Annotated in this window: 10 protein-coding genes and 3 tRNA genes; 10 read left to right on the plus strand and 3 right to left on the minus strand. The window is 43.7% G+C overall.

Annotated features, from left to right (window positions below):
- Positions 1 to 108: 108 nt before the first annotated feature.
- Both ydiJ and AWH61_RS05765 read left to right on the plus strand, forming a co-directional pair.
- A complete protein-coding gene (gene ydiJ / locus AWH61_RS05760) occupies positions 109 to 3,153 on the plus strand; it encodes a D-2-hydroxyglutarate dehydrogenase YdiJ (RefSeq protein ID WP_075176447.1) in 3,045 nt (1,014 codons plus the stop codon).
- 16 nt (positions 3,154 to 3,169) lie between these two features.
- Positions 3,170 to 5,038 carry a CocE/NonD family hydrolase gene (locus AWH61_RS05765; RefSeq protein ID WP_075176448.1) on the plus strand — a complete coding sequence of 623 codons (1,869 nt, stop codon included), beginning with the start codon at positions 3,170 to 3,172 and terminating at the stop codon, positions 5,036 to 5,038.
- A 54-nt stretch (positions 5,039 to 5,092) separates the two neighbouring features.
- Here the strand turns inward: AWH61_RS05765 and AWH61_RS05770 are convergent, their stop codons facing one another.
- A complete protein-coding gene (locus tag AWH61_RS05770; protein WP_014949246.1) occupies positions 5,093 to 5,995 on the minus strand; it encodes a LysR family transcriptional regulator in 903 nt (300 codons plus the stop codon).
- Between the two features lie 231 nt (positions 5,996 to 6,226).
- Between AWH61_RS05770 and AWH61_RS05775 the strand changes: the two genes are divergently transcribed.
- Positions 6,227 to 6,676: a MaoC family dehydratase gene (locus AWH61_RS05775; RefSeq protein WP_075176449.1), complete on the plus strand. Its 450-nt coding sequence runs from the start codon at positions 6,227 to 6,229 to the stop codon at positions 6,674 to 6,676.
- Between the two features lie 274 nt (positions 6,677 to 6,950).
- On the opposite strand, the gene AWH61_RS05780 is transcribed toward AWH61_RS05775, so the two are convergent.
- A complete protein-coding gene (locus tag AWH61_RS05780; protein ID WP_075176663.1) occupies positions 6,951 to 7,115 on the minus strand; it encodes an entericidin A/B family lipoprotein in 165 nt (54 codons plus the stop codon).
- A 17-nt stretch (positions 7,116 to 7,132) separates the two neighbouring features.
- On the minus strand, positions 7,133 to 8,119 hold the full coding sequence (locus tag AWH61_RS05785; RefSeq protein WP_075176450.1) for a mechanosensitive ion channel family protein: 987 nt from the start codon (positions 8,117 to 8,119) through the stop codon (positions 7,133 to 7,135).
- A gap of 421 nt (positions 8,120 to 8,540) precedes the next feature.
- Here AWH61_RS05785 and AWH61_RS05790 point away from each other — a divergent pair, with 421 nt between their 5' ends.
- From AWH61_RS05790 to AWH61_RS05820, 7 genes are all read left to right on the plus strand, one after another.
- Entirely contained in the window at positions 8,541 to 11,246 is a 2,706-nt protein-coding gene (locus AWH61_RS05790; protein WP_075176451.1) for a TonB-dependent receptor, read from the plus strand.
- A 190-nt stretch (positions 11,247 to 11,436) separates the two neighbouring features.
- A complete protein-coding gene (locus tag AWH61_RS05795) occupies positions 11,437 to 11,739 on the plus strand; it encodes a 4a-hydroxytetrahydrobiopterin dehydratase (protein WP_014949251.1) in 303 nt (100 codons plus the stop codon).
- Positions 11,740 to 11,940: 201 nt separating this feature from the next.
- A tRNA-Met gene (locus tag AWH61_RS05800) sits at positions 11,941 to 12,017 on the plus strand.
- Between the two features lie 53 nt (positions 12,018 to 12,070).
- A tRNA-Met gene (locus tag AWH61_RS05805) sits at positions 12,071 to 12,147 on the plus strand.
- 52 nt (positions 12,148 to 12,199) lie between these two features.
- Positions 12,200 to 12,276: transfer RNA gene (locus AWH61_RS05810), tRNA-Met, on the plus strand.
- A gap of 171 nt (positions 12,277 to 12,447) precedes the next feature.
- The gene (locus AWH61_RS05815; RefSeq protein WP_075176452.1) at positions 12,448 to 15,783 is read left to right on the plus strand and encodes an MHYT domain-containing protein; all 3,336 of its coding nucleotides are present in this window, start codon (positions 12,448 to 12,450) and stop codon (positions 15,781 to 15,783) included.
- A gap of 14 nt (positions 15,784 to 15,797) precedes the next feature.
- On the plus strand, positions 15,798 to 16,799 hold the full coding sequence (locus AWH61_RS05820; RefSeq protein WP_075176453.1) for a response regulator: 1,002 nt from the start codon (positions 15,798 to 15,800) through the stop codon (positions 16,797 to 16,799).
- Positions 16,800 to 17,056: the final 257 nt, after the last annotated feature.

Here is a 17,056-nt window from a genome sequence, read left to right on the forward strand (position 1 = left end):
TGTTATATTATAACATTTGAGCGAGGTGTTCACCGCGATATACGCTTAAGGTAAGAAAATTTCGCAGTAACAAAATCTCCCTCATTTTTAACATAGGAAAATCAACAAGTGACTCTTCCCGCGTTGACGGTCGAATCCAATCTAGCCGCACAATATAAAGCATTTGTAGAGCGCCTAAAGATGAGTGCCTTCACCGGTGATATCGAAACGGCCTATAGTGCTCGCATCGCGCATGCTACTGACAACTCAGTCTATTACAAAGTCCCGCAGGCCATTATCTACCCAAAATCTACTGAAGATTGTCAGTGTATAGGTAAATTAGCCAGCCACTTCCCAGATGTCGCATTCTCTGCCCGTGGTGGTGGCACTGGTACTAATGGGCAGAGTTTAACCGATGGTATCGTTGTCGATATCCGTCGTTATCTAAATGAGATCATTGAACTGAACCTGGAAGAAGGGTGGGTTAGGGTTCAAGCGGGTATAGTCAAAGATTCACTCAACGACGCATTGCGCCCGCACGGCCTGTTCTTTTCCCCTGATCTATCAACCAGCAATCGCGCTACGCTTGGCGGTATGATAAGCACTGATGCGTCGGGGCAGGGGTCATTAGTGTATGGTAAAACCAGCGACCACGTCATCGGACTCAAAGCAGTGCTTGCGAATGGCGAGATAATTGAAACCGCAAAAATTTCGCGGGATGAAGCTTTACTTAAAGCAAGTGGCTGTACGTCAGAAGCCGCAATTTATCAACAAGCAATGCGTACCTGTATTCAACATCGAGAGGGCATTTTAAAAACATTTCCCCGCTTAAACCGCTTTTTGACGGGGTACGATTTAGAACACGTAGTTGACGGTGATAACATTGACATTGGTAAGCTAATCACAGGTGCAGAGGGCTCACTTGCGTTTGTTACGGAAGCGACGTTAACACTTGATAAAATAGCGCCACTGAAAGCGCTTGTTAACATATCCTACCGTTCATTTGACGCGGCGCTTCGACATGCGCCAGTGTTGGTAAAAGCCAAAGCAACCAGTGTTGAAACCATCGATAGCACGGTACTTAACTTTGCGAAAACCGACATTGTGTGGCATTCCATTCATCATTTAATAGCAGATGTTCCAGATAACGAGTTGTTGGGTTTAAATCTTGTAGAGTTCAACGCCGATTCTGCAGAAGAAATGAAAGTTCATATTGAACAGTTAGAAGTGGCAATTACACAAGAGATAGGACGAGATGGCAGCAATATAACAGGCTATAGCGTCACCTATGACAAGCCCGATATTCAGCGCATCTATGCCATGCGGAAAAAAGCCGTTGGGCTGCTTGGTAAGGTAAAGGGCAATCAAAAGCCCATTGCATTTGCCGAAGATACCGCTGTGCCGCCGGAAACCTTGGCCGACTTCATTGGTGAGTTTCGAGCATTATTAGACAGCCATAATTTAAAATATGGCATGTTCGGTCACGTTGATGCTGGTGTTTTGCACGTGAGGCCGGCACTAGATTTATCAGAACCACAGCAAGAAGCACTGATGCATTCGCTTTCTGATGAGGTAGTGGCACTTGTTGCTAAGTACGGTGGATTGATGTGGGGAGAGCATGGCAAGGGATTTCGAAGTGAATACGGCCCCGCATTTTTTGGCGAAACACTGTTCAATGAAATGCGCAAGATCAAAGCCGTATTTGACCCCCATAACCAGATGAACCCCGGCAAAATCTGCACACCGATAGAGAGTGATGATAAATTAGTCTCGGTGAAAGATATTAAAAGAGCAGGGATTGAGCGGGTTATTCCCGTCAGCATAAAACAAGATGTGTTTCCTGCTTTTGAATGTAACGGCAATGGACTGTGTTTCAACTACGAGCCTACATCACCTATGTGCCCGTCTAGCAAGGTTACCCAAGATAGGCGGCACACACCGAAAGGGCGCGCAAGTATGCTAAGGGAATGGACGCGGCTACTATCGCTTAGTACCAAATTCGGCACTACATTAGAAAGTGAAGGGTTGTCGTATAAGCAGTTCAAAAGTAACTTTCTATCTCGGTTTAAGAACTCCATTTTAAGTAACAAGCCAGACTTTTCACACGAAGTCAAAGAGGTCATGGATGGGTGTTTGGCGTGCAAATCATGTACACATCAATGCCCGGTGAATATTGATGTGCCGCACTTCAGGTCAATATTTTTGTCTATTTACTATCGACGGTATTTGCGACCTTTAAAAGATATGCTGGTTGCTAATATAGAAACGATTGCTCCATTGAGCGCGCGTGCGCCTAAACTTCATAATGCCCTAATAGAGCTAAAATGGGTGAAGCGCTTCTTGGAGAAGCAAGTAGGGTATAAAGATGCTCCTCAGCTTTCTTATCCAACGTTAACTAGCCGAGTAAAAGCACAAACAGTGCCGTTTGATTTACAACGCCTTTCCCAAATGAATACAGAAGAGCGAAAAAATTATATCGCTGTCGTTCAAGATCCCTTTACCAGTTATTACGATGCGGCTAGCGTCGAGAAGCTGATAAGTGTGATCTATAAGCTTGGCTTTAAACCCATGGTAGTGCCGTATACGCCCAATGGAAAACCTGCTCACGTAAAAGGCTTTCTGGATAAGTTTGAAAAACAAGCGATAAAGACCGCTAACTTACTAAATCAACTCCATGCACTAGACATAACTATGGTAGGCACTGATGCGTCGCTAGTGTTGTGTTACAGAGATGAATACAAGAAGTATTTGCGTGATAAAAGAGGTAACTTCTTTGTGCATACCATCGATGAATGGCTGGATTTGGTTTTAACTGAAAAGCACATAGTAAAGGCGATGATTAAAAAGCGATTCAGTTTGCTTGCACACTGTAGTGAAAAAACGGCTATGCCGTCGCTGACAACCCGCTGGCAAAGCATTTTTGAGAAACTTGGTGCTAATTTAACAGTGCAGCCCTCAGGATGTTGCGGTATGGCTGGAACCTATGGTCACGAAGCTTCACATTATAAAAATTCAAAAGCGCTTTACGAATTAAGTTGGTCAGGTGTGTTCAAGCAATGTAGCACACAGCATGAAGTGCTTGTAAGCGGCTTTTCATGTCGAAGCCAAGTTGCAAGGTTTGAAGGTAAAAAGCCACGTCACCCTATCGCGGTTGTAAATGAATTAATCCAATAACAAAAAAGGACAGAAAATGAAGGTGGTAATGCGCAGCGTTATGCTGGTGGTACTTTTGTTAACAACAACGTATGCATTCAGTGAACAAAGTGAAACCGATGCTAGGGAAGCCTATATAAGGGCAAACTACACGAAATACGAATACCAAATTCCAATGCGTGATGGCGTAAAACTGTTTACGTCAGTCTATGTGCCAAACGATAGAACAGACGCTTACCCTTTTATGATGCAGCGTACGCCTTATCGCGTTGCTCCTTATGGTGTAAGTAAGTATAAAAAGCGTTTGGGGCCGAGCGAAGCTTTCGAAAAAGAAGGTTTTATTTTTGTGTTCCAAGATGTGCGTGGCAAATTCATGTCTGAAGGAGAGTTTGTCAATATGCGTCCTCAAGACGCTTATAAGCGCGGTAAAGATGCGACGGATGATGCTACTGATACCTATGACACTATTGAGTGGTTAGTAAAAAATGTTGAAGGCAATAACGGAAAAGTGGGGATGTGGGGCACATCGTATCCTGGCTATTACACTTCAGTCGCCTCTATAAATAGCCACCCCGCGCTAAAGGCTATTTCTCCACAAGCTCCAATTGCAGATTGGTTTTTTGATGACTTCCATCGAAATGGGGCGTTTGTGACCCCTATGGCGTTTATATTTTTCGACACGTTTGATAAGCAGCGTGATGGTACGTTTGCTTATTGGCCTGAAGGAATGAAGTCAGAAACACCAGATGGCTATCAATTTTTTAAAAATTTAGGGCCGCTTTCCAATGTCAACGACAAGTACTTTCACGGTGAACGACCATTTTGGAATGAAGTTATTCAACACCCTAATTATGACGACTATTGGAAGTCACGAGATGTATTGCAACATTTATCTAAGACAAAGCCTGCGACGCTGGTTGTCGGCGGTTGGTACGACACCGAAGACTTATATGGCCCGCTTTACACCTACCAAACCATGTCACATAACAACAAAAAGGATCATGTAAAGCTGGTGATGGGTCCTTGGTATCACGGTCAATGGCAGAGTGAAAAAGGTGGAACGGAACTCGGCGAAGCGCATTTCGGATTTGACACCAGCGCTTGGTTTCAAAAAGACGTGTTATTGCCGTTCTTCAAGCAACACTTGAAAGGGGCCAATGATGCAAACATTGCCACTGCAACTATGTTTGAAACGGGGAGTAATCGTTGGCGTCACTTTGATGTCTGGCCACCCAAAGATACATCTCAAAAAACGTTGTTCTTAGCAGGAAAGGAAAAGCTGGTTGAAAATGCAAATAACACCGGAAGCAGCGAATATGTGAGCGATCCGAACAAACCCGTTCCACACTCTGCAAAAATTAGCCGCGGGTGGGATAGACCCTATATGGTCGAAGATCAGAGGTTTGCAGCGAGAAGACCTGATGTGCTGGTATTCGAAACAGAAATACTAGAAAACGACCTCACTATCGCTGGCGCCATAGACCTAAATTTGTGGTTTTCAACAAACAAATCTGCTGCCGATGTAGTCGTAAAACTGGTCGATGTTTTTCCGTCTGTAGATGACAATGTCAATAAGGCGGATATGGAGAAAGGTAATCGCCATGAGTTGGTGCGTTGGGGCGTGTTACGCGGTCGTTTTAGAGAAAATATGAGCAAACCGAAAGCGTTTGTCCCAAATCAACCTACGGAAATTGGTTTTGAACTTTACGATGTATTACATACATTTAAACGAGGTCATAAGCTACAAATTCAAATACAAAGTAGCATGTTTCCGTTCCTTGATTTAAACCCGCAGAATTATGTTGAAAACATTTTTAACGCTAAAGAGAGCGATTTCACCAGAGCATTCCACACGATTTATCACAATGATGAGCATCAGAGTTCGATAAGCTTCAACGTGCTGTAAGTTTAATTTATTCAAAAGTAAAAAAAGCCCTGTTTAAACAGGGCTTTGTCTATGTTAATGAGGTTTATAGTTGCTCGCTACTTCCATTATTTGTTCACGCATCCACATATGAGCGTGATCATGGTCGGCGCTTACATGCCAATAAAGGAAATATTCTACAGGCGGTAAATCAAAAGGAACCTCGTACAACGCAAGATCGTAATGTTTAGCAAGGTGATACGGCAGGCACGCGATTAGGTCTGTCTTTACTATCGTACTTGGTACGGTTAAAAAATGTTGACCTCGCATAACTTCCTTGCGTCTTTTGCCCATTTTATCTAACGCAATATCTATTGGGCCCACACCAGATTTACGCTGTGACACATTAATATGGCCTAATCGTAGAAAGGTATCTAAGTTAAGCCCGTTTTTGAGCGCAGGATGATTTTTACGTGCTAACACAACAAGTCTGTCTTGGGCGATTTTTTCTTTGCACAAATGAGGGTCTGTAAATGTCGATGCATCTGAGTAAAAGTCCAACGTGCCCGATGCCATCGCCGAAACAACTTGGCTTCTAGGAATCTCGTAGTTGGTTAACCCGATATTTGGCGCCAAATTCTGCAAACGTGAAATGAGTCGAGGCATAATGCTTACTTCAAGCAAATCACGGCTGGCAAAATTAAAGGACTTCTCGGCTGTGAGAGGGTCGAATGTATGACTTTCTTGCACACTTCTGCGTAGTAAGGCTAAGGCTTGTCGAGCTGGAACAATAATATTTTGCGCTACGGGGGTAGGCGTCATACTGTGGCCGGTACGAACAAACAGCGGGTCGTTAAGCATTTCCCTTAGTCTCGCTAAAGAGTTACTTACCGCTGGTTGAGTAATGCATAAGACATCTGCTGCCTTGGTTAAGCTTCCTGCCGTGTAAATGGCGTCGAATACTGCAAAAAGGTTCAAATCGATTCTATTGAGATTCATAACTAATCCTTTAAGAGCGAGTGCCCTGAAAAAAGCCAATAGATGAAGAGGCGCTAGTTTGTATCACGGTGCGTTTAATAGAAAACTGTGATCCAATGCTACATAGCATCTACGAATAATTTACGTTAGTGTAACAAGAATATTTATAAATACCTATTATTAAAAGTTAATTGAAACATTCAAGGTAATAATAGTAGTTTTATCGTCAATAAATGGAGATTGGACTGAAAAATGAGAACACTTTTAGACTTAGCAGTGGGAGATACCCTTGAACAACCTGAATGGCTGACGGTTACGCAGGACATGATCAATCAGTTTGCAGACGCCACGGGCGATCACCAGTGGATACATTTAGATGCTGCGCGCTGTGAAAAAGAAAGTCCCTTTAAAGCAACAATTGCTCACGGCTTCTTGACTGCCAGTCTCATGCCTAAAGCATTCGCTGAAGTGATCGAGCCAGACGAGCGTATCGCGTCTATGATTAATTATGGCATTGATAAGTTACGTTTTCTTGAACCAGTAAAAAGTAATGACGCCGTTAAATACCGATTCAAACTTGTCGAAATCACTGAAAAGGCGCAAGGGAAGCTTTATAAAGTAGAGGCAAGTTGCTTACTTAAATCGAATGGGAACCCAGCGCTAATAGGTGGCTTTTTCATGCTCGCGGTGCTTAAGCCTTGATAGATTGTTGTTTCACGCAGTAAAAGTGGCTGTACAGACTAGTACGGCATATTGCCAAATGCGTATTACGATGCGTGTGCTACGTCGTTGTCTAGTTGATATGCCGCACCGTGTATTGCAAAAACATGGTGCCACAAAATAAAAAAGCCTGAGATGCTGGCGTTTGTTGACCTTTGATATATAGCAAAGGTAAACAGGGCCTAGTTTAGCGATCGTCAGGCTTTTACCTACACAGTCGTACTTTATCGGCAAGACCTATGTCGACAGAAACGAGTTAGTTAGACGCTTCCTCGGCACCTTCTTCAATGGCTTCTCCAGCACTTTGAATATCTTTACCGGCCCCTTCAACTGTTGCACAACCGCCTAAACTCCCAAAACTGGCTACGAGTATAAGTACTAAAAAAGCGTGTTTAAGTGTTTTTGAATTTAACATTTCCATTTGCATCTCCGTTAGTTTCATTCTTCTGCGGGTTGCTCAGGGTTATCACCCGCTTTCACATCAGACTGCTCAGTTGATGAATTTGTATTACCTTTACTTGGACTTCTCTCATCCTGCTTTTTAAGCATGCTATTAAGCTTATCTCCCCCTTTGGCATTGAAATCCAATGTTCTGATAGGGAAAGGAATAAGAATATCGTTTTCTTCTAATACCGTTTTTACTGTACTGATCGCGTCGTGGCGTACGACCATAAATCCAGGCTCTCCTGGATATCGAATCCAAAACCACAGTAATAGGTTGATACTTGAATCGCCAAAAGACTCTGCGTAAACCGCGGTCTCTTCTTTTTTGATGACATAATCTTTTTCATTCATAGCATCCGTAATAACTTTAGCGGCTTCTTCTATATCATCAGCGTAAGAAATACCTACAGGGACCTCTATTCTTCGATAACCAAGATATGAATAATTGGTCAATATATTTCGGAAAAGTATCTTGTTGGGTATAACTTCAAGTTGGCCATAAAAGGTTTCAACTAAGGTGTTTCTAAGGTTTATTTCCTTCACGTTACCAAATACACCTTCTGCCTCAATGACGTCGCCAATCTCAAAGGGTTTTCGAATTCCCATGGCCACACCGGCAATGAAGTTTTCCGTCATGTCCTGAAACGCAAAACCAATGGCCAACCCGACGATACCTGCGCCTGCAAGTAAAGAAGTAACAGTACCTTTGAGGCCAACAAAGTCTAGCGCAATGAAAATTCCCGCTATTAAAACGATAGATTTGATTATGGAGGTGAGGAGGCTTGCAATTTGTCGAGACTCGAACGTTCTGCGCATAATCCTGCCAGCAACGTTGCCGATCACTTTGGCGATAATGCCAAAGGCTATTGCAATAAAAAATGCGACAACAATGTTAGGAAGAAGCGTAATGCCGCCCTCTACCCAAGACTCTAGCTTTTCGCTGAGTAATTTATAAACCTCATCTATTTTTGGAAACTCCATAGACCTCGTGCACCTTCATATAAAGTGTTCCTGATGTTTCAAGAATCATTCCTTTCAAAATAAGCTTGTAACGTATTGAAAATTAGAGGGTATGCCTGATTTTTGAGGTGCGCGATCAATCAAGCGTAATGAATAAATTTCCCATATTGGGAAACATATTCTCAATTGGGATATGGCTAAATTCGGTGGAAAGGCTTCAATTTATCCTAAAGGATATCTGGTCAGACCATGTGTAAAATTAATGTAAACATATTATTCACAATAAATTTACAAAGGTGAAATTCAAGCATAGTATCAATTGCGTAGGTCAATATTTGTTCATGGCCTCAGACAATAACAACACGAAATCGAACAGCCTGTCGCTAGCGGAAAGTGTGGGTAGTAATGCCGGTAGTGATAAGCCCAGATTTGGAATCACACTATGAAATTTAAAACGCGTAAGACAGCAGTGGCGGCAATGGTCGGTACTGCTTTATTTTGCTCTCCTTATATCGCATCAGCCCAAGAAGCAGACGTTGAAAGTGAGCAAGAAGCTAAGAAAGACGTAGAACTTATTTTGGTTACCGGTAGTTTTGTTCGCCGTAGCGAAAACTTCGAATCTCCTTCTCCACTAGCCGTGGTAGATAGCGTGGCTATCGACGCGATTGGCGCAAAGAATATTGCGGATATTACACAAACACTCACTATTAACACGGGTGCTGAAAACAACCCAGATGCTTTTACGCAAAACGCAACAGCGGGTACGTCGAATATTAACCTTCGTGGTTTAGGCGTAGCGTCTACTCTGGTTTTACTTAACAACAAGCGTCAGGTCGTTACAGCGCAACCAACGAACGAAGGCCTGAACTTCGTCGATACCAGTTCTCTTGTACCGATGATAGCCATTGATCGTATGGAAGTGGTTAAAGATGGTGCGTCGGCTCTGTATGGTTCTGATGCCGTTGCAGGTGTCGTTAACTTTATCACCAAACGCAATTATGACGGAGCAATGGTAAGCCTTGACTATCAAGATGGTGCGCATGGCGACAACAAAGAATACATTTTACAAGGTTTATGGGGCGCAACCGGAGATAACGAAAGCGTACTAGCGGCGATAAGCTATACCAACCGTTCGCCGCTTTTTCTCAGCGATAGACGACTAAGTCGTCCCCAAGACGATACAAGTGCTCTGGGTAACCCAGGCTCTTTCTTCTTAAATATTCCAGGTGCAGGGGCACTGCCCATTATCGACCCGTACGGATGTGAGGAGTTTGGTGGTGCACCCAATTTACTTGCGCCAAGTGGTACAGTGCCAGGTTTAGAAATTGGTTTTTGTGGTTTTGATTTCGGTAAATTCTATTCATATGTTGCCGATGAGAGCCGAACAAATGCTTATGTACGTGCAGACTACGAGTTCGATAACGATATTACATGGTCGGCTGAATTCAGTTTAGCGAGAAACCGTGCTGAACGTGGTGGAGCACCGAGCTTCCCAATTTTAACCTCTCCAATTGTTCCTGATTATCATCCGCAGAATCCATTTGGTCAGCCTGTCGCTTTCTTCGGTCGCGCTGAAGGTAACGGCTTCCCTGGTGACCCAGCTAATACCGAATCAGACACCTTTCGCTTTAGCACCAGTTTACAAGGTGTGACAGACACTGGGTTCTGGGAAGTAAGCTATACACGTGCGGTTAACGATTTTGTATTTAGGGTTCCTGACGTACTAAATACCGAGTTTCAGCTTGCGCTATACGGTCTAGGTGGCTCTAATTGTGACCCTATCGCTGGAACGCCAGGGGTAGGGGATTGCGAATTCTTCAACCCATTTGCAACGTCTTACACAACGGCACCTAACTCTGATTACGTGGTTAGCTCCTTTACGGGAACCGAAGTGATTGACTCTAAAGCTGACCTTGAAGTTTTCGAAGCGTTTACATCGTTTGATGTGTTCGAAATGGGCGGTGGCTTTGCGGCGTTAGCATTGGGTGTTCAATATCGTGAAAACCAGCTTAGCCAAGATTACGATGACCTTGCTAACCAAGACAGTTTCACATTCGTTATCGGCAACCCTGATATTGATGGTAGCCAGGATGTATGGGCAGCGTTCGGTGAACTTGCATTACCAATAAATGACGAATTAGATGTTCAGCTAGCGGTTCGTTATGAAGATTACGGCGGTACCATTGGTAGTACAGTGGATCCAAAGTTAGCGATTTCGTGGCGTGCGACTGATGAGTTTTCACTTCGCGGCTCGATATCTACGTCGTTTAGAGCGCCAACAGTGTTCTTAGCACAAGGTGGTGCAACGTCGTTGCAACAGCTTATTGACCCCGTTCAAGGTGCTACGGCATTTGTGGCTGTTAGAACATCGGGTAATGAAGAGCTAAAACCTGAAGAGTCGACAGCCTATAATATTGGCTTCTCATACGAGCCTTTCAGAGACTTTTCTGTTGAAGTTGATTATTGGAATTTCGAGTTTGAAGACTTGATCATTCAAGAGAACGCGCAGGCGGTACTAAATGATGATCCGACTAACCCAGACCGCGTTATCCGTGCTGGAGACCCGCTGACTGGGCCTGTTCTTCAAGTAAATAACACGTATGTTAACGCGAGTTCTTTGGAAACATCGGGTCTTGATTTTGTAACCAGTTATAAAATAGAGACAGACTTCGGTAACTTTACACCTACGTTGAATGCGACCTACATTACTAAGTATGACTTGATGGACCCACAGGCAGGGAACATTGATGGTGCAGGACGCCGTAATTTCAATAATATTGGTGTGTCTTCTCCTGAATTGCGCGCCAACTTGGGGCTGGCTTGGCAAAACGATATCCATGCAGCCAATATCTTCCTTCGCTACATCTCATCGTATGACGATGATCAAAATTGCGCGGACGGTACTGCAAACGTGGGTGGTTGTTCAGGTGGCTTTTACGAAGTGGATAGTCACTTGACGGTAGATGCTCAATACAACATCGACTTAGGCGGCTTATATGATACAGAACAAAGTTATGTGTTGACGTTAGGCGCAATTAACATGTTCGACGAAGAGCCTCCACAGCTATTCACTAACAGCGGGTTTGACTCTAAGGTTCACGATCCTCGAGGTCGTCAAATCTATGCGCGCTTAGCTATCGAGTTCTAATCTGTTAATAAGGTAGAAGTATAGCCACCCTTTGACTATAAAAGTTGAAGGGTGGCTTTTTTGTAAACCTTAGCCTCCACTCCTCTTTGTGATTTTGTCTCCAGTCTCTTCTAATGTTAAACCAATCGATTAAAGTATCTCGTAGTAGGTAAGACTTTTACGTAATCATCAGTGATTGAAGGAGATAAGAATGGCGACGAAGCTGTCTGATAATGAAATTAATGAAAAATTGAAAGCGCTCAATGAACTGGTTTCCGATGACACACCATGGGAGCAAAGTGGAGACACTATCAAAAAGACGTTTATGTTTAAGAGCTTTATCCGAGCTTTTGGGTGGATGTCTCAAATTGCGATTTGGGCGGAAAAGCTAAAACATCATCCGGAGTGGTTCAATGTTTATAATAAAGTAGAGGTAACATTGACTACGCACGACGCTGGTGGGCTAACAGAATTAGATTTTTCGTTGGCTGAAAAAATGGAAAAATTTAAATAGCTTGAATCAACGTGTGTAAATGGGAGCTAAAAATCGGTTAATTCGTATTAACTTTGTTCATGTTGGTCAATTAAACCGCTAACAGTCAGAAAAATGAAATATTTCGCATGCTGGTACTTGTGTTGCGAAAGTCCCTATGTATAATACGCACCACGTTGAAGCGAGGCATTAAATGAAGCGCTTACAACAATAATTTTCTGGCGCGGGATGGAGCAGTCTGGTAGCTCGTCGGGCTCATAACCCGAAGGTCGTAGGTTCAAATCCTGCTCCCGCAACCACAGAAAATAACCAGAATTTCAAAGCATTGCAAAGGCAAGCTTTACCGTACAAGCGCGGGATGGAGCAGTCTGGTAGCTCGTCGGGCTCATAACCCGAAGGTCGTAGGTTCAAATCCTGCTCCCGCAACCAATTTGAAAACCAGAATTACAAAGCATTGCAATCGCAAGCTATACCGTACAGTCGCGGGATGGAGCAGTCTGGTAGCTCGTCGGGCTCATAACCCGAAGGTCGTAGGTTCAAATCCTGCTCCCGCAACCACATTTAAAACCCAGCTTTTGCTGGGTTTTTTCTTTTTATACGGCAAAACATAATAGCGTTCCTTGATTTACACGATAATTTTGAATTAATTACTACACTGTGTAAATGAGTGTGCTAAGTTAACCTCACGCCACCATTGAAAATTAAACTAATAGGTAGTATGGCCGCGTTATGATATCCCGTTTTTTTACTTTTGAAGAACACGCCACCTTAATAGAAGGTGCTTATCATTTTCCTTTGGTTATTCTATCGCTTATGGTGGCTGTATTTGCCTCATTCATGGCGTTTAATGTGGCAGGACAAGCCGCGATCACCGAAGACAAACTTCGACGAAATACCTTATTAGGCACCGGCAGCGTTGCTTTAGGCGGTGGTATTTGGTCTATGCATTTCTTGGGGATGACCGCTTTTGATTTATGTCTGCCCGTTGACTATGATCCTCTGATTACCGGGCTCTCTGCCGTTCCCGGGATTGCCGCTGCTTGGGTGGCGCTTCACCTTTTAACTAAGTCCCGTATTAGCCTCGCTGAAATAATATTAGGTGGTGTACTGGTAGGTGCTGGTATTGGCACTATGCACTACAGTGGTATGGCCGCTATGGAAATGGCACCGCTTCTTCGTTACGACCTTGGTACGTTTGCCCTTTCTATTGTGGTAGCTGTGTGTTTAGCCATGCTGTCGCTGTGGATTAAATTCGGCATTACAGCTGCTACGAAAAGTAAAAAGCTGTTAGGAAAACATGTATTACTTGCAAGTATCGTCATGGGACTGGCTATTTCTGGTATGCACTATACGGGGATGGCGGCAGCAAGATTCGTATTGCCACCAGGAATGGAAACGTCGGGTCAGTCTTCAGATATTGCCGTTTATCTAGCGATTTCGATTGCTATCGTTACGTTAATATTAATTACCATGGTATTAGGCATTAGCCTTCTGTTTAAATATCGCGATGTAATGGTACGCGCCATTGAAAGTGAGCGAATTCAAAGTGCTATTACCGATACCGCCGTCGACGCCATCCTGACTGTTGACGACAAAGGCATCATAAAAACCGCTAACCCCGCTGTTGAGCGCATCTATGGCTATACTCAGCAAGAAATAATCGGTATGCACGCAGCTGAGGTAGTAACTCCTGAAAGACGTCATTTATACGGTGATGACTTCTTCAGTCAGCGAGTAGTACCAACTGAGCAAATTATTGGTACAGGAAGAGAAGTAGAAGTACTTCGCAAAGATGGTGAGCGCATACCAGTGCGCCTTGGTGTCGGCTACACAAAAATTGATGGGAAACCCGTTTTTGTCTCTTTCGCTTCTGATTTACGCAAACGCAAGGAAATGGAAGATGCACTGCGTGAGAGCGAAGCTAAGTTTAGAAGCCTCATTTCAAATATTCCTGGTATGGCTTATCGCTGTTTAAATATGCCAGGGTGGCCCATGGTATTTATTAGTGATGCTGTAATAGAAGTAACCGGATACCCGCCTGAAGATTTTACCTTGCCCAACCCGAAGCGCTCTTTCACCGATCTTTACCATCCTGATGATGTTGAGCGCCTTTCGTCTATTAGTCCTGAGGTGGGCGAATTCTCATATGAATATAGAATTGTCGCGAAATCTGGCGAGGTGAAGTGGGTTATCGAGCATGGAGTGCAGGTTAAGGACGATGATGGCATGGTGCTTTATGTAGACGGCTTTATATCTGACATAACACATCGAAAAGTGATGGAAAATGAATTAAAAGCGGCAAAGGAAAAAGCGGAGCAAGCTGCCGCTGCGCGTACCGCATTTCTTGCTAATATGAGTCATGAAATCCGTACGCCTATGAATGCAATCATAGGCTTTAGCGACCTCATGTTAGGAGAAGCCTTACGCGAAGAGCAAAAATCTCACTTAACCACGATAAACCGTTCCGCACGTTCTTTGCTGCATCTTCTAAACGACATACTTGATAGCGCGAAGTTGGATAAAGGTAAGCTTGATTTAGATTATCGCGATTTCCTTATTCGCGAAGAGTTGGATTTGGTTATTTCAACATTTTGGTTAGAAGCCAAACGCAAAAAAGTTGGACTTGTACTTAATGTCGATGATTCTGTAGCTAACGGATACAGAGGTGTACCGGAGCGAATGCGGCAGGTACTTAACAATCTTATAGGCAACGCCGTTAAATTCACTCACGAGGGTGAAGTGACTATCAATGTCAAAAGTGATGAAAAGTTTGTGTATTTTGACGTGACAGATACCGGCATTGGTATGACGCAAGAGCAAGTAGAAAGAGTATTCGACCCGTTCTCTCAAGCAGATGCATCGATGAGTCGAAAGTACGGCGGCACTGGGCTGGGTACAACTATTTCCAAGCAGTTAGTTGAACTGATGGGCGGCAATATATGTGCAACTAGTGAAAAAGGTAAAGGAACGACCTTTACTTTCAGACTTCCTCTAGAAGTTGTAGAAATTGATGATTACGTATCTAGTGAGCTCTCCTCTAAAGCAGCACGTATTGAAACCTCGTTAACCGTACTGGTTGTTGATGATGTGCAGCAAAACCTTGAGTTGCTTTCGTTGCTGCTAAAACGCGCTGGCCACAGTGTAGAAACGGCAACAGATGGACAGATTGCATTAGATAAAATGCGCGCTAAGTCGTTTGACGTGGTACTGATGGATTTACAGATGCCTAAGTTAGATGGCCTAGAGGCAGCCAAACAGCGTCGAGAGTTTGAAAAAGAAAATAGCTTACCACCTACGCCCATTATTGCGCTGACTGCTAGCGTGTTAGTACAGGACAAACATGCCGCGCAGCAGGCGGGAATGGAAGGGTTCGCCAACAAGCCCGTCGATTTCCCTCAATTGATGGACGAGATTGCTCGCGTGCTTAACATAGATACGCTTCAGGTCGACTCGGTACCAGACACATTAGAAGTAAATGCTCCAGCATCTGCGCTTAAAGTTGATAAAAACGTGTTGGATTTGAAGAAGGCCATCGATTTATGGGGGAGTGAAGAGGCCGTCCTACAAGAGGTGGATAAATTCTCTACTACCTGCAGGGATAAAGTCGACGACTTAATGGGGGCGGCAATTCGTGAAGACTATAAAGCGGTTGCTACACTTTCACACGGTTTAAAAGGTACATCGGGTAACCTTTGCTTAACCACCTTCTATCATACGACCAGGGAAATTGAAGCTCAGGCTCTAAAATCAGAGGTGAATATTGAAGACGTTAACCGTCTTCGTGATGCCTTAGATAAAATCGAGTTGATGCTTAGCGAATCGCCACTGTATGCCGAAAATGCCATTAATGAAAGTATCGATAATGCATTGCTGCTGAGTCATTTGGAGGCTATGCTCGATAGTGTAGAGCAAAACATGGTAGATGAAGATGAATTGTCATTTTTACGCGAAGTTGGGTGTTCTAGTCACAAAGAACAAATAACTCAAATTCTCTTAGATATCGATGATTTTGAGTTCGAGTTGGCGCATGAGCGCATCTCTACATTGATACAAGAATTAAAGTAGCCAAGAGACGCGGCATGTTAAACATTGAAATCACAAAACCTACTTTATTACTCGTTGACGATGAGCCAGTAAACCTAAGGGTTTTAAAGCAACTTCTCGCTAATGATTATCAGCTTATTTTTGCGAGAAATGGCGAAGAAGCGTTAAAGCTCACTGAGACTAGACAGCCAAATTTGATATTGCTTGACGTTATGATGCCTGGACTGACGGGTTTTGAAGTATGCCGCCAGCTTAAACAGCAAGCAGATACAAGGCACATTCCCGTTATATTCGTCACCGCCTTAAATGATGAACACGAAGAAACGGAAGGCTTCCAAGCGGGCGCTGTGGACTACATTACTAAGCCTATATCTCCGGCCATCGTAAAAGCGCGGGTTAAAACCCACCTCAGTTTGGTGCAAGCTGACGAGCTACTTGATAGCCGTTTACAAGTTGTACAGCGTTTAGGTAGAGCGGCGGAATATAAAGACAATGAGACGGGCATGCATGTCATGCGCATGAGCCATTATTCGAAAGAGCTTGCGCTTGCCTATGGACTCACAGATAAACAGGCTGAAATTCTGCTTCATGCTGCACCGATGCACGACATCGGCAAAATTGGTATTGCTGATAGTATAATGTTGAAACCAGGGAAGCTGACAGACGAAGAGTTTGCCACCATGAAAAACCACCCTGAGATTGGTGCGGAAATCATTGGTGATTGCGGCGATTCTTTGTTGTTGAAAGTTGCAAAGTCTGTTTCGCTTACCCACCATGAAAAATGGGACGGGTCAGGCTATCCTAAAGGGCTTGCGGGTGAAGATATTCCCATTGAGGGACGTATTTGCGCCATTGCTGATGTGTTCGATGCCTTAACCAGCAAACGTCCTTATAAAGACGCCTGGAGTATTGAAAAAACGGTAGATTTTCTTCAAAGCCAAAAGGGAAAGCATTTCGAACCCAGACTTGTCGATTTGATGATAGAAATTATGCCTAAAATTCTTGATATTAAAGCGACATTTAAAGACGAAGACTAAGTCTGCTGGACTAAACCGCAATTAAAATACTTTCATGCTGGCCGAATTTTGCACAGAAAAGATCGACACCCTCCAGTGTCTGCGCCTATTGGCTGTTGCTTAATGCGACGGCTATACGTATAATGTGCTCATTAAGTGATGAGAGCGGGCTCCCTCAGTACAGGAAAGTAACGCACTTATCATTAGCAAGCTATCACCTAACGGTGGTTTTACCCATAGGTTTGCAACTGCCCTTGTTGGCAGGTATGGGTTCAGAA

The organism is Alteromonas sp. W12 (assembly GCF_001924945.1).
GTDB classification, from domain to species: Bacteria; Pseudomonadota; Gammaproteobacteria; order Enterobacterales; family Alteromonadaceae; genus Alteromonas; species Alteromonas macleodii.

Excerpts from the sequence above, each read along its gene's own strand:
- AWH61_RS05790 (WP_075176451.1), top strand. The coding sequence starts at position 8,541 with ATGAAATTTAAAACGCGTAAGACAGCAGTGGCGGCAATGGTCGGTACT.
- AWH61_RS05770 (WP_014949246.1), bottom strand. The coding sequence starts at position 5,995 with ATGAATCTCAATAGAATCGATTTGAACCTTTTTGCAGTATTCGACGCC.
- AWH61_RS05765 (WP_075176448.1), top strand. The coding sequence starts at position 3,170 with ATGAAGGTGGTAATGCGCAGCGTTATGCTGGTGGTACTTTTGTTAACA.
- AWH61_RS05775 (WP_075176449.1), top strand. The coding sequence starts at position 6,227 with ATGAGAACACTTTTAGACTTAGCAGTGGGAGATACCCTTGAACAACCT.
- AWH61_RS05815 (WP_075176452.1), top strand. The coding sequence starts at position 12,448 with ATGATATCCCGTTTTTTTACTTTTGAAGAACACGCCACCTTAATAGAA.
- AWH61_RS05780 (WP_075176663.1), bottom strand. The coding sequence starts at position 7,115 with ATGGAAATGTTAAATTCAAAAACACTTAAACACGCTTTTTTAGTACTT.
- AWH61_RS05795 (WP_014949251.1), top strand. The coding sequence starts at position 11,437 with ATGGCGACGAAGCTGTCTGATAATGAAATTAATGAAAAATTGAAAGCG.
- AWH61_RS05820 (WP_075176453.1), top strand. The coding sequence starts at position 15,798 with ATGTTAAACATTGAAATCACAAAACCTACTTTATTACTCGTTGACGAT.
- AWH61_RS05785 (WP_075176450.1), bottom strand. The coding sequence starts at position 8,119 with ATGGAGTTTCCAAAAATAGATGAGGTTTATAAATTACTCAGCGAAAAG.